The sequence below is a fragment of the Pedobacter sp. SYP-B3415 genome, from assembly GCF_004138205.1.
Classification (GTDB): domain Bacteria; phylum Bacteroidota; class Bacteroidia; order Sphingobacteriales; family Sphingobacteriaceae; genus Pedobacter.
In genome coordinates this window covers 304,415-318,906 of sequence record NZ_RXNQ01000032.1, presented here as the reverse complement: position 1 = coordinate 318,906, position 14,492 = coordinate 304,415, and the positions used below count along the sequence as shown (strand labels likewise).

General features: G+C 49.0%; 10 protein-coding genes. 5 read left to right on the top strand and 5 right to left on the bottom strand.

Annotated features, from left to right (window positions below; genetic code table 11):
* Positions 1-156 precede the first annotated feature (156 nt).
* Positions 157-507 carry a hypothetical protein gene (locus EJV45_RS13290; protein WP_129716165.1) on the bottom strand — a complete coding sequence of 117 codons (351 nt, stop codon included), beginning with the start codon at positions 505-507 and terminating at the stop codon, positions 157-159.
* 186 nt (positions 508-693) lie between these two features.
* Between EJV45_RS13290 and EJV45_RS13285 the strand changes: the two genes are divergently transcribed.
* The 4 genes from EJV45_RS13285 (at position 694) to EJV45_RS13270 (ending at position 6,986) form a co-directional block, all read left to right on the top strand.
* Positions 694-1,134, top strand: a complete 441-nt coding sequence (locus EJV45_RS13285) for a hypothetical protein (RefSeq protein ID WP_129716164.1) — start codon at positions 694-696, stop codon at positions 1,132-1,134.
* Between the two features lie 151 nt (positions 1,135-1,285).
* Positions 1,286-2,368, top strand: a complete 1,083-nt coding sequence (locus tag EJV45_RS13280; protein WP_129716163.1) for an efflux RND transporter periplasmic adaptor subunit — start codon at positions 1,286-1,288, stop codon at positions 2,366-2,368.
* A gap of 21 nt (positions 2,369-2,389) precedes the next feature.
* Positions 2,390-5,542 carry an efflux RND transporter permease subunit gene (locus EJV45_RS13275; RefSeq protein WP_129716162.1) on the top strand — a complete coding sequence of 1,051 codons (3,153 nt, stop codon included), beginning with the start codon at positions 2,390-2,392 and terminating at the stop codon, positions 5,540-5,542.
* A 4-nt stretch (positions 5,543-5,546) separates the two neighbouring features.
* Entirely contained in the window at positions 5,547-6,986 is a 1,440-nt protein-coding gene (locus tag EJV45_RS13270; RefSeq protein ID WP_129716161.1) for a TolC family protein, read from the top strand.
* 201 nt (positions 6,987-7,187) lie between these two features.
* On the opposite strand, the gene EJV45_RS13265 is transcribed toward EJV45_RS13270, so the two are convergent.
* The 4 genes from EJV45_RS13265 to EJV45_RS13250 all read right to left on the bottom strand — a co-directional run bounded on the left by EJV45_RS13265 (position 7,188) and on the right by EJV45_RS13250 (position 13,954).
* Positions 7,188-8,030 (bottom strand): endonuclease/exonuclease/phosphatase family protein, encoded by an 843-nt coding sequence (locus EJV45_RS13265; RefSeq protein ID WP_129716160.1) that lies wholly within the window; start codon positions 8,028-8,030, stop codon positions 7,188-7,190.
* An 11-nt stretch (positions 8,031-8,041) separates the two neighbouring features.
* A complete protein-coding gene (locus EJV45_RS13260) occupies positions 8,042-9,820 on the bottom strand; it encodes a RagB/SusD family nutrient uptake outer membrane protein (protein WP_129716159.1) in 1,779 nt (592 codons plus the stop codon).
* Positions 9,821-9,843: 23 nt separating this feature from the next.
* Complete coding sequence (locus EJV45_RS13255) at positions 9,844-13,143, bottom strand: TonB-dependent receptor (RefSeq protein WP_165305059.1); 3,300 nt, start codon at positions 13,141-13,143, stop codon at positions 9,844-9,846.
* A gap of 391 nt (positions 13,144-13,534) precedes the next feature.
* Entirely contained in the window at positions 13,535-13,954 is a 420-nt protein-coding gene (locus EJV45_RS13250) for a DUF1810 domain-containing protein (protein ID WP_129716158.1), read from the bottom strand.
* An 82-nt stretch (positions 13,955-14,036) separates the two neighbouring features.
* On the opposite strand from EJV45_RS13250, the gene EJV45_RS13245 reads away from it, so the two are divergent.
* Entirely contained in the window at positions 14,037-14,303 is a 267-nt protein-coding gene (locus tag EJV45_RS13245; RefSeq protein WP_129716157.1) for a zf-TFIIB domain-containing protein, read from the top strand.
* The last annotated feature ends 189 nt before the right edge of the window (positions 14,304-14,492 follow it).

Below are 14,492 nucleotides of genomic sequence, written 5' to 3'. Positions count from 1 at the left end.
TGGCTGGTTTGTCGGTCTTGCCGCAGGCTGCTTCTATTGCAAACAACAGGAGGGTCTGCCAGCGGCGAACGGCTAATATCCCAGCGAAATCGTACGCTAAGCGCAGATTAATTCCGCAGAAGTTTCCCCGGACATGAATGTTCCATGGGTAACGGCCTATTGACGGCTCCTGTTCCTGCCAAGCCGGACCATATCCCGTATAGCGGCACGCATGAACTCTGCTTCAGAACCCGTAAGCCTTTCCTGTAAATCTCCCCCTTCGTACGCATACCGGATATGGCCATCCTGATCGGCTTTTGCTTCAAACCCCGTTCCGTTCCGGTCATAGCTGGCCGTAGCCCCCGGTTGCATGCTTCTGATGGCGGTGCTGTCGGCACTAAACTCGACATCTCCGCGATACTCAATACGAATTTTACGGCCGGGTACCTCTTCGGTGATTACGGTATGTTTATAACCGCTACCACAAGCCGCTAATAATAATGTAAGTCCTGTAAGATATTTTTTCATGTTGTACGGCATTTCAAGGCCTGCTCAAATATAAAGATATTATACTACCATGCAATACATAGTACTATAAGAAAAATGAAATTTTTAAACAGGTTTCTATTTTTTCGCCCACTTAAAACGTAGAACTTAAAACTTACAATCAAAAAAGTTCAATCATTTCTTCCCAATATTAATTTTCAATCCTTTATGCAAAATCTCAGTCAAGGTATTAATTTTGTCGCCATCATGAAGGTCCTGATGCTTTTTCTGGTATCCCTGTGTTTCCTGCTTTTGCGAAGCGGCGAGTATGCACATTACCGGAAACACCATGATCACAGTGTTTATGCGCCGGCCCAGGATGTCAAAAAAACGCTTGACCAGAAATTTGCAAGCGTTGATCCGGGTGCCAGGGTTATAAAAAATGCCACCGCGGCTTCTCAAAAACATGAGGTATTCAGCGCCGAAGAAGACGAAGATTTCGTGTTCTCACGAAAATATGTTCTTCTGGCGTCTTTCTTTTTTACACTGGCTTACGCCATCGTGCTCAGCGATTTTTTCAGCCGTTTCAAAAACCGGCTTCCTTTTAACGGGCACTTTGCTGTTGCCTGCACCGGCATTTTCCTTGTTCTGCGTTCAATAAGAATCTGATCGCCCCGCTGCGTCTGGTCTGATCCTGCCTGCTCCCTGCTGATTTCATCACGCGGAGCGTAGAATTTTTTCTATGCAGGCGTTACCGGCGCTTTCTCCCCTACGGGGTTCTGCCCCCGATGAAACAATCGCTTATTTCCAACACCCCATCATGAAAAAAATGATCATGCTTCCGGGCCTGTGTATGCTTATGTATTGCACGGCCTGTACCTCAAAAAAAGAAGAGAAAGAAGAGGCCGGCAGGTATGCCGTAACAAATCCGCTAGCGACCGACACTTCGTTTACAAAGTCTTACGTATCACAAATACGCTCGCTTAGAAATATCGAGATCCGAGCGCAGGAAAAAGGCTATCTACAGAACATCTATGTAGATGAAGGCCAGTTCGTAAAAGCCAGCCAGCTGTTATTCCGCATCATGCCTAAATTATACGAGGCCGAATATCAAAAAGCGCAGGCTGAAACAAAGGCTGCTGAGATTGAGGTGCAAAACACCAGGCTGCTCGCTGATAAAAATGTGGTTTCAAAAAACGAACTTGCCATGGCGAGGGCCAGGCTTGATCAGGCCAGGGCATCAGCTTCTCTTGCCAGGCTGCACCTCTCCTTTACAGAGATCCGCGCACCCTTCGACGGCACCATCGACCGTATTCCGCTTAAGCTGGGCAGCCTGATTGATGAAGGCGAACTGCTTACCAGCCTTTCAGACAACACCCAGATGTATGCCTACTTCAATGTATCTGAACCTGAGTACCTGGACTACCAGACAAATGAAGCAAATCGTGGAAACCGGAAAGTCAAACTTCTCCTGGCTAACAACCAGCAGCTGCCCTACCCGGGCGATGTTGAAACAATTGAAAGCGAGTTTGACAGCGAAACCGGCAACATCGCGTTCCGCGCCCGCTTTCCTAACCCTCAGCGCCTGCTGAGGAACGGAGAAACGGGAAAAGTACAAATGACCGTTCCTCTGCACCATGCCCTGATCATTCCGCAGAAGGCTACCTACGAGATCCAGGACAAAACCTATGTATTTGTGGTTGGAAATGACCACCGTGTGCATTCGCGTTACATCAGCATTGCCAGTGAGATGCCCGATCTGTATGTGATTGGCAGCGGTCTGAAAGAAACAGATAAAATCCTCCTTGAAGGCGTACAAAAGGTAAAAGACGATGATCATATCAACTTTGTCTATCAATCGCCAAAAACGGTAATCAGCCAGCTTAAACTCAAGACCGAATAGCTTCCCTTAAAACGCAATAATATGTTTAGTAAATTTATACAGCGGCCGGTTCTATCGATCGTTATCTCGCTTATCATTGCCTTCCTGGGCATTCTGGCGATGGTGCATCTGCCGGTCACGCAATTCCCCGCCATTTCACCACCTAAGGTGAACATTACCGCAGAATATCCCGGTGCAAATGGCGAACTGATGATTAAATCGGTCATCATCCCCCTTGAGCGTGCCATAAACGGTGTGCCGGGCATGAAATACATGGCCTCAGATGCCGGAAACGATGGCGAGGCAACCATTCAGGTTATCTTTAACCTTGGCACCGATCCGAACCAGGCGTCATTGAACGTTCAGAACCGAGTGGCGTCTGTCGTCAACAAACTGCCGCCGCTGGTGGTGCGCGAAGGCGTTAAAATTACCCGAGAGGAATCGAACATGCTCATGTATGTGAACCTTTATTCGAAAGATCCGCATATGGACCAGAAGTTCCTCTACAACTTTGCAGACATCAACGTGCTTTCTGAACTGAAGCGCGTAGATGGTGTTGGTGTGGCAAATATTCTGGGAAACCGGGAATACGCCATGCGCATCTGGCTTAAGCCAGACCGGATGCTGGCGTATAAGATTTCTGCTGAAGAGGTGCTTAAGGCGCTAAACGAACAGAGTCTGGAGGCCTCGCCGGGAAAAACAGGCGAAAGTTCGGGCAAAAGATCGCAGGCGTTTGAATATGTGCTGAAATATCCCGGCCGTTTCAATACCCAGGCCGGTTATGAAAACATCGTGGTCAGGTCGAGCGCAAAAGGTGAGCTGCTGCGCCTGAAAGATGTTGCCGACGTGGAGTTCGGAAGTGCGATGTACGATCTTTATTCCAATCTGAATGGCAGGTCTTCGGCTGCGATCGTGCTCAAACAATCTTATGGCAGCAATGCCAGCCAGGTTATCAAAGATGTTAAGGCAAAACTTAAGGAAATCAAAAAAACATCGTTTCCGAAGGGGCTTGACTATGAGATCAGTTATGATGTATCGAAATTTCTCGATGCTTCTATGGAAAAAGTTGTGCATACGCTGGTTGAGGCATTCATCCTTGTCGGACTGGTGGTATTTCTCTTTCTTGGCGACTGGCGGTCGACCCTGATTCCGGCCATAGCCGTTCCGGTATCGCTTATCGGTACGTTTGTATTTATGCAATTCTTCGGCATTACGTTGAACCTGATCACACTGTTTGCACTGGTGCTGGCCATCGGTGTAGTTGTCGACGATGCCATTGTTGTTATCGAGGCTGTTCATGCACGTATGGAAGAAAAAAACCTGTCGCCCCGGAAGGCCACAAAACAGGCCATGAAAGAGATCAGCGGAGCGATTATCGCCATCACCTTTCTCATGGCTGCGGTGTTTATACCGGTGGCGTTTATGTCGGGGCCCGTTGGGATTTTTTACAGGCAGTTTTCCATCACCATGGCAACGGCAATCATCCTGTCGGGTGTTGTTGCGCTGACGCTGACACCTGCATTGTGTGCCATTATGCTGAAAAAACATACACACAAAAAAAAGAAAGGAATACTTGACCGCGGACTCGATACATTTAACAACAGCTTCAACCGCATGGCAGGTAAATATCAGCGCCTGTTATCTGCCGTGATCAGCCGGCGTTCGGTAACATTTATCTTTCTGATCGCCTTCTGCACCGGAATCTGGCTGCTGAATGCAAATTTGCCCTCAGGTTTTATACCCAATGAGGATCAGGGAATGGTATATGCGGTTATCCAGACGCCGCCCGGGTCATCACTTGAGCGGACCAATCAGGTTGCAGAACACCTGCAAAAGATCACGGAAGAGATCGATGGCGTACAGTCTGTTTCTTCCCTCGCGGGATACGAAATCCTGACGGAAGGTACAGGGGCTAACTCCGGAACCTGTCTGATCAACCTGAAAAGCTGGGAAGACAGAAAACAATCTGCTCAGGAAATCATCCATGAACTTGAAGAACGGTCAAAAGATATAACAGGGGCTACAATTGAGTTTTTCCAGCCGCCGGCAGTGCCTGGATACGGTGCAGCGGGCGGTTTTGAGCTGCGCCTGCTTGACAAGGCAGGTTCTGGCGATTACCGTAAAATGGAAACAGTAAGCCACGATTTCGTGAGGGAGCTGAGCCGCCGGCCAGAGCTGTCATCGGTCTTCACGTTTTACAGTGCCAGTTTCCCCCAATACATGATGCGCATTGACAATGACATTGCACAGCAGAAAGGGGTAACGATAGAAAACGCCATGAATACGCTTTCTACACTTGTAGGCAGCAACTATGAAACAAGTTTCATCAAGTTTGACCGGCAGTACAAAGTCATGGTACAGGCCCTTCCGCAATACCGCGCTTTGCCCGAAGACATTCTGAAACTGTATGTTAAAAACGATCATGAAGAAATGGTTCCGTTTTCGGCCTTCATGAAGATGGAAAAGGTTTATGGACTGGCTGAAATCACCCGGCACAACATGTACAATGCGGCTGAGATCAGCGGATCGGCGGCGCCCGGTTACAGCAGCGGCGCCGCAATTGCTGCCGTTACTGAAGTTGCGCAAAAAACCTTGCCGCGCGGTTTTGGCATTGATTGGGCGGGTATCTCGAAAGACGAGGTAGCCCGGGGGAACGAAGCCATTTATATTTTTCTGATCTGTCTTGGTTTTGTCTACCTGATCCTGGCCGCACAATACGAAAGTTTTGTACTGCCACTTACGGTAATCCTGTCATTACCTGCGGGTATCTTCGGCGCTTTCCTGTTATTGAAACTGCTCGGACTGGAAAATAACATCTATGCACAGGTAGCCATGGTTATGCTAATTGGTCTGCTGGGTAAAAACGCAGTCCTGATCGTTGAATTTGCCGTACAAAAACACAGTGAGGGCGCGTCGGTCCTGGAGGCCGCGATGGAGGGGGCCAGCGTGCGCTTCAGGCCGATCCTGATGACTTCGTTCGCATTCATCGCCGGTCTCATCCCGCTGGTCTTTGCGTCAGGACCAGGGGCCATCGGGAACCGTACTATCGGGGCGGCTGCCGCCGGAGGAATGCTCTTCGGAACGGTCTTCGGGGTGCTGATCGTTCCCGGGCTCTATTACATTTTCGGCCGGATTGCCGAAAAACACCCGATGATCAAAAATGAAGAAGACAGCCCATTGACCGAAGACTTTTAAAAACATGAAAAAAGAACAATTAAAAAGCACCGTCGCGCTGCTGATCCTGTTTCTGGCAGCAGCGGGCTGCAAAATACCGGCAGTGATTCAGCGCAGTGAAAACCGCAAAACGCCCGGTGCCTACTCATCAAACCTGCCGGTTGATACCGTTACGAGCGCAAACCTGCCCTGGCGCAGCTTTTTTACAGATGAGGACCTGCTTGCGCTGATCGATACGGCAATAAAAAACAATCAGGAACTGAACATTACGATGCAGGAGATCAGCCTGGCGCGGAATGACATCCGGCTCAGACAGGCACCCCTGGTTCCGATCGTTGGCGCGCGCGTCGGAGCGGGCCTGGAAAAGGTTGGCCGTTACACCAGCCAGGGCGCCGGAGATGCATCTACTGAGATAGAACCAGGCAGACCTGTGCCAGATCCGCTGGCTGACTTTGGCGCTTCACTATATGCCAACTGGGAGATCGACATCTGGAAAAAGCTGCGCAATGCAAAAAAGGCAGCGCTTGGCAGATATCTGGCCAGTGTTGAAGGGAAAAACTTTGTTCTTACCAGCCTGGTCGCGGAGGTCGCCAACGCATACTACGAGCTGCTTGCACTCGACAATCAATTGAACGTAGTGCAACAAAACGTAGCGCTCCAGCAAAATGCTTTGAAAATCGTTGCCATTCAAAAAGAAGCGGCCCGGGCAACCGAGCTGGCTGTACAAAAATTCCAGGCTGAGGTTCGCAGTTCACAAAGTCTTGAATACGAAATCAGGCAGCAGATAACCGAGACTGAAAACCGGCTCAACCTCCTGCTCGGAAGGTATCCGCAGCCCATCCGGCGAAACAGCAGTACTTTTCTTGAGCTGATGCCGGCAGAGGTAGCGTCCGGCATCCCTTCACAACTGCTGGCCAACCGGCCCGACATCAGAAAAGCTGAGCTTGAATTAAGTGCCGCCAAACTGGATGTAAAGGTTGCGCGCGCAGAATTTTATCCGTCTTTGGGCGTTTCAGGTTCCATCGGGCTTCAGGCATTTAAACCCTCCTACCTTGCAAAACTACCTGAATCTATGCTCTATTCTCTGGCCGGCGATCTTGCCGCACCGCTTATCAACCGTGCTGCTATCAAGGCCGAATTCAGCAGTGCGAACGCCCGGCAGATCCAGGCTATGTACAATTATGAACGAAGCATTCTCACTGCTTACCTTGAGGTTGCCAACGAACTGTCGAAGATCGATAACCTTAAAAAAAGTTACGGACTTCGATTTGAGCAGGTCACTGCGCTGAACCGGTCTGTCGGCATTTCGAACGATCTGTTCAGATCGGCCAGGGCAGATTACCTGGAAGTGCTTATGACTCAACGGGATGCGCTGGAGGCAAAACTGGAACTGATCGAAACAAAAAAAGACCAGCTGGTGGCAGTAACAAATATTTATCGAGACCTGGGCGGCGGATGGAAATAACGCTTAATGTAATTGTGTGAGGTTGTGAGCGCCGCAAGAACAGGCGTAGCGCTGCGAAGAAGCGGCCGGTTTATCCCGCAAAAACGCTTCAAAGTCAGCTACAAGCATGCAATTGCATCACGCCGGGCTGCAAAAGCTCATATGTTTCAATAAAAAAGGGGCTTGCCGCAACCGGAAGCCCCTTTTTCTTTATTTGACAGGTTAACGAAGCGTTACTTCTGCCAGCACGGGAAAATGGTCTGACGGGAATTTCCCGAAATACGTATCGGTCAGGATACCCCACTTTGTTGCACTGAACTGTTTGCTCATAAAAATATGGTCAATTACTGCGCTGCCGCGTGGCGTTCTGAATCCATTTGCCGAAGAATTATTTGCATACGGATATTTTACAGCTCCATACACATCTTTCAGTTTTTCTGAATTGGCAATTGTCTGGTACCATTCACTGTCACGGCCGCCGTTGAAATCGCCGGTCAGCAGCACAGGTGCATCGCCGGCAATTTCCCTGATCTTTGTCAGGATCAGTTTTCCGCTCTCACGGCGTGCAACTTTTCCCTGGTGGTCAAAGTGAACGTTGAAAGTATAAAACTTCTTTTTGCTTTGCTGGTCTTCGAGGTACACCCAGGAGCAAATGCGGTTACAACAGGTTGCGTCCCAGCCAAGACCGGGTTTGTCAGGCGTTTCCGAAAGCCAGAAGTCTCCGTTCCTGAGCAGTTTGAAACGATCCTTTTTATAATAAATAGCCGAATGTTCGCCGCCATCCTGACCGTCATCCCGGCCCTTGCCGTAACGTGCATACTCAGGAAGCGCACTGCTGATATCATTCAACTGGTTCTTCAGTCCTTCCTGCACACCCAGAACGTCAAATCCGTGAAAGCGGATCAGGTTTGACACGACCGGTGCTCGGTTTACCCAAAGGTTGCCTGAATCTTTCGGATTATCATAACGGATATTGAAGGTTCCGACAGTGAGCTTTTGCCCTGCGGCGCCAAAGCTTGTGCAGACCATAAGAAGAACTGCAGCTATAATATTTCTGTTTTTCATGTCTATTCTAATTATTGCCAGCCATTGTTTTGCCCGAGAGCAGGATTTCTTTGCAGATCAGTAAGCGGGATTGGGTAATAGTACATTTTATCTTCCCATTTGCGGGTAATCTCATTCATCCAGATCAACTCGCCTGAAGTTCCGTTTTTCAGGCGCTGCGAATTGACCGCATTGCCTATGTTCGGCGAGACATCGACATAGGTCACACCTGCCACTGCCGGACTTGGCTTGGTGCCGCTGAAAAATGCGACATCAAGAATACCGTCTTCGTTCAGATCCATTGGTGTATTGAGTGCCGGCACATAAAAGCCGTTCCACTGTTGTTCCATAAGCTGACCACGTTTCCAGCGCAGCAGGTCGGCAAAACGCTGGCCTTCCAGGCTGAGTTCGATGCCGCGCTCCCGGCGCACTTCGAGAATGGTCGGATCGGTGATACCTGGAAAGTAATTTGCAACCAGATAAGGGTCGGCTACGGTTGGTTTTGCCGTTAACCCGCCGGTGATACCGGCACGTGCGCGCAGGGCACCGATGGTAGCAGCCCATTCTCCGTTAGTCAGCGTACCGAGCTCAGCCTTTGCTTCAGCAAAATTTAACAACACCTCTGCATAGCGGAAAAGCGCAATGGCGTTCGTGTTGAGCGCACCGGCATCAAAATACATATCATCCAGGGTCCATTTTATGGGTTGATAGCCCGTAAAGGTGTACGAGAAAACCGGAGGTGCAGGCACGAGCTGTCCGCTGCTGATACGCTTGTAGTCGCCAAGCCTGATGGTCTGTTTCAGGCGCAGATCGCGGTTTTTCACCTCGTCTTTAAACAACATGGTTGGATAACTCGGGTCATTTGTAAACGGGGTACCGTCCAGCTTCAGGTAAGTATTGATAAAAGTGCGGGTGAAACTTGCTTTTGCACCATAGGTCCCGCTGGTCCACCACCAGTTGGCTTCGTTCAGCACGCCGAGGTTCACATCGGCTACTGCTGCCTGCAGCACTTCTGTTGCAACGGGAGCTGTACTTGTAAATACCTGTCGGTATGATGATCCGGCGCCGCCGGTTGTGTTTAAACTGTAACCGCCATTTTTTATAATTTCATCAGCAGCTGATGCTGCATCCTGAAGCCACTTTTCTGCAGTTGACTGGAGGTTTAGCTCGGTATGGTATTTTCTGAACGTTCCTTCGAACAGGCACACCCTTGATTTGTACGCATAGGCTACCCATTTGGTAATGGTTGTGCGGCTTGGATCATTCGTTGCTTTGATATTGGCGCAGGCAAAGTTGATATCGGCCAGAACCGAATCCATTACCAGCGTCCGTTTATCCCGGCCGGCAGTCAACGCCGGATCGTTTATTTCGAGCGGTTTGCCGATCCATGGAACATCGCCAAAGCGTTTTACTTTTTCCATGTAAAAATAGGCCCGGAAATACCTGGCTATACCAAGGTAATTGTTCCGCACATCGGCCGGAACGGCCGGATCATTACAGTTTGCAATAAAATAGTTGATGTTGCGAAGTTCGCCCCAGGTCCAGCCTGAACTCGTGTTCGCGGCAAAGGCACCCGGTCTCAGGAAAGCCTGCACATCGCGCACAGCAAGGTAGTCTGACATGGCATCCTGGCTGGTCGAGTTTCTGGGCAGAAAGCCCATATTGTAAAACGAATTTGTATATAACTTCAGGCCGCTTTCATTGCCGAACACGGCCTGTTTTGAGGCCGACGACTGTGGTTCCTGCTCAAGTTTTTTGCAGGAGAACAGCGTGATGCAGCCCAGTACGATTAATATCAATTGTTTTTTCATGTCTTTAATTTTTATGCCTCCCATTAAAATCCAAGGCTTAAGCCGAAAGAGTAAGATTTTAAAAGCGGGTAGTTGTAACCATCACCGTTTGTACTGTTGGGGTTCAGATCCTGGTCTGATGGAACAGCATTCTCCACGTCAATCGTTTTCACGATCTTGTACATGGGTGAATAAGTGAACAGGTTTTCGCCGGAGAAAAACACGCGGGCGTTTCTCGCACCGATGCGCTGCACCAGTTTAGCAGGAAGCGTATATCCCAACTGGATATTTTTCATACGCAGGTAAGCTACGTTCTGCAGGTATCTTGTTTGCGCTACGCCGAGTGTTCTGTTTGTGTTGCTGGATGCTGCACGAGACATGGTTCTCGGGAAATAAGCGTCGGTATTCTCAGGTGTCCACATGTTCCCAAGGTGGAAGGTCGGAATATTGTTGTACGGACGGTTGTACTGACCCCAGAACATTTCAGTTTCCGTGCTTGGATACCATTGCTGTTTGCCTACACCCTGGAAAAATACTGAAAAGAAGAACTTATTCCAGTCTGCGCCCAGCGTGATGCCATATTGATAACGCGGCGCAGAGTTGCCGATAATTCTGCGGTCGCCCGGGTCATTAACCGAATTTCTGCCAACGTTGATAAAACCGTCGCCATTCAGATCGCGCAGTTTGATATCGCCCGGATACCAGATATTGGTAGGCGAGGCGCGCATTTGAGGGGCCTGTTTAGCATGCGAATCAATATCTGCCTGATTAATAAAAAAGCCTTCGGTTTCATAACCCCATATCTCACCAAGTGTCTGCCCTTCATAGTAGTCGCTCAGCAGCTTGTCCGGATTGTTGTACCTGTCGATTTTTGTCTTGTTATCTGCAAGTGTAAGCCTTACGTTATAACCAAAGGGTTTGTTTACATTCCCGATGCGGTCGTTCCACGCTAGCGACAATTCCCAGCCGCGGGTTGTCAGGTCAGCGTAGTTACCTTTCGGCACGGCGGCGCCGAAGACAGCCGGGGGTGTGAGGCCGATAGTAAACATGTCTGTGGTTTTACGTACATATGCATCGCCCGAAAAGCTGAGTTTGCCCGAAAACATGGCAAGGTCAAGACCAACGTTCGTTGTGGTTGAGGTTTCCCATGTCAGCCCTGCCGGAATTACATTCGGGTTTTGGGTAACCTGCGGCCTTGAGCCGTTCAGGATCACGCCTGACTGAGAAATGTTAAATATTTCCTGAAATGCATACGAGTTGATGTTGCCATTACCCAACGAGCCATAAGAAGCGCGCAACTTAAGATCTGAAACAAGTTTGTCTGATACGCCCCAGAAAGATTCCTTATTAATTCTCCAGCCGGCTGAAACAGAAGGGAAGAAACCGTAGCGCTGTGAAGCAGGGAATTTTGATGAGCCATCGTAACGCGCGTTTACTTCTACCAGGTAACGGTCTTTAAAAGTATAATTTAACCTGGAGAAACCGCCCAGAATAGCCCATTGTTCGTAACCGCCAATAGTATTGATTGACTGTCCGAGGGCCAGGTTCAAGTCTGTTGCATCTTCAAAGATGATTCCGTTTCGCTGAACCGACACCCTGTTGTAGGTAGATTGCTCGTAGTTATAACCCAGCATTGCCTTCAGATAGTGGTCGCCAAAACGATTCTCAAATTCGCCGTAAATATTGGTGGCCAGATACTGCGTTTCCCGCTGGTCGAACAACAGATCGTTTGTCGTGGTACCGATATATGAAGTGACGCCGCGCGTGTTGCTGTACGGAACCTGAACCCGGCGCTGGTTGATATCCTCGTTCGTATTTCTGAATGTAAAGTCAACGTTTACGCGAAACTTATTGTCGAAAAATTTCGACCTCAATCCGGTAATGTTTCTGAACACCTGGCGGCGGGTATCCCTGCCGTTTTTGCCATAATAAAAATCACCCACCGTATATGCGGAAGAAAATGTCAGCGTACCATCGGGATTAACAAGTGGTAATGTCGGATGGCCTTCGTCGGCAATATTACGCCAGATTCCGCCCCCCTCACCTACGTTGATCGGATTGTGATAATTCATGACAGAATAGTCCGCATTGTTATCGATGCTCAGCCACGGAAAAACCTGTACTGTGCCCCTGGCGCGGATGTTTTTCATGTCGTAATCATCAGAATTATATCTGAACAAACCGTCCTGCTGCTGGTACCGGCCTGATACAAGGAAAGAAGCCTTGTCACTGCCGCCGCTGACCATCAGGTTATTTTCTGTTGCCGCTGTATTTTTCTTGTAGAGTTCTGCATACCAGTCGGTGCTTCCGTAATAGGTATACTCACCTGTTACAGGATCCACCTCAACCTGGTTATATGGCTGGCCCGATTCCGCTCTCCTTCTGAACTCTTCCAGATATGCCTGAGAGAATTTCTGCGTCTTGTTTGCATTTTGAGGAAAGGCACCATCACCGTTCACGAACGCTTCAGCAAACATCTTGGACCAGAGGTAACCGTCGGTTACGAAATCAGGAACCTGCAGCGGACTTTTAACCGCATAGTTTGAACTGAATGCAACCTGCGTACTGCCTTTTTCAGCTTTTTTCGTTGTAATGAGCACCACCCCGAACACACCGCGGGCACCATAGATAGCGGCTGACGCTGCATCTTTCAGCACCGTTACGCTTTCAATATCGTTGGGGTTCAGCAAACTCGGATCACCCTCGAAGCCATCGACGAGTACCAGCGCATTTCCCCCCTGGCCGATCGAAGTCGTTCCCCTGACATTGTAGCTCGGGGATTGCGTAGGCTTACCGTCCATCATTTTAAGGTTTAGATTGGGCAGCATGCCCTGTAAACCCTGCGTAAGGTTTGTAATCGGACGGTTCTCAAGGGATTTTGACGTAATCTGATCTACCGCACCGGTTGCATTTTCTCTGCGCTGGGTACCGTAACCAACAACCAGCACCTCTTTCAAACTGTTGGTTTCGCCTTTTAACGTGACGTTTAGCGTCGTGACCTCACCGTCGCGCACAACGACCTTACTGATCGTGTTGCTAGTGTAAGAAATAAAGCTTACGGTTACCGAGTACGTTCCCGGCGCCACATTTAAAATGAAATTTCCCTGAGCATTCGTGGTTGTAACGATGTTCAGCTCATTGATTCTGACGCTGGCCCCCGGCAGTGATTCCCCTTTTTCATCGATAACTCTTCCGCTGATGGTTCCCGGAGCTTTGCTTGCGGAAACATGATCAGGCTTTGCAAATGTTGCGGCAAATGCAGGTAGCTGCACACCGCCAGTTACCAATGCAACTGATGCGGCACAGACTACCATTTTCTGCCACCGCAGTAAAGGTCTCTTCATGTTTTAAAAAATTAAATACTGTGATTAATTTGTTTGTTCAATTTTTGGAATGCCGCAAAACTAAATGGGGTAGGTAAACCTGATGTTAAGCAAAGATTACATGCTCGATACGGTGGGACATGGCTTTTAGGAATGGTTTCCCGGCTTCCTCGAATACTTTAAGTTACAAAACATTATTTTTTGTTTCATTCTCTATTTAAGAAAAACAACGGTGAACTTCCCTCGGATCAAAGGAGGAAACGGAATGCTGGTTCGTAGCTAAGTGAGACTGATGGCTTGAAGCGGCACTTATACGATGGTACCTGAGCCGCGTGGGGGGGGGAGCAGCAGGGAGTGTGACCTGTCGGGGCGCAGGTGGTTCTGACATATGAAATTGAGCGGTGTGCGATGGTCAGATACGGCGTAATGTCGCTTCGTCTTTTTCTCCGTTAAAGAATTTTTCGAGAACAGCGTCGAAGACCGGGTCGGCGCCGGGTACACTGGCAAATAACGTCATGGAAGAGCGAAGTTTCATATCATCGGGAGATCCCATGACGCGAGTGGCATTGTTTTCATCGAGCATTAGCAGCGCGTTGCTGATGTCTATTAACCTTTTGCCAAGCACGGGGTGAGCCAGGTAGGAGGTGGCTTCTCCAAGATTTAAAATTCCATAGCGTTGTGCCATACTGCTGTAGCCTAATCCGCTGATTTGCGGAAAAACATACCACATCCAGTGCGTCATTTTTCTGCCAGCGCGGATCTCAGCAAAAGCAGTATCAAAATCGAGCCGCTGTGCGTCGGTAAAACGGTCAAGTTCGTAGTCATTTTTCATAGGGCATTTTATAGTTTTAACAATAAAGTGGCCGGGTTGTTGCGCTTTTTTAGCCATTCTGGAAACACTAAAAATCTTAAGTATGAAATGTCCTGCATGCAATGAAACGTTGTTGATGAGTGAGCGAAACGGAATAGAGATCGATTACTGCCCGAACTGCCGCGGCGTCTGGCTGGACCGGGGCGAACTGGATAAGATCATCGAGCGGTCAGCAGTTCCGGCAGCGCCAAAAGCGGGATATGAAAAAGACTATGGCCGGGAAGAGCAACGTTCGTATGGTCATGACCAGCATAAGCGGCCATATCATAAAAAGAAGGATTCATTCCTGGGCGACCTGTTTGATTTCTAGGCGCAGTGCGGATAAAATATCCGCGGCTCATTGCTTCCGGATTACAAATCCGAAAGAACAAGTACATACGTCGCTTTGGATTTATAATCCAAAGCAACTGAGAACCGGGTTTTCAACCCGGGCAATATCGTGCGGATAAAATATCCGCTGCTCAGCTCACCGGATTGCAAATCCGGGAGGACTCTACGT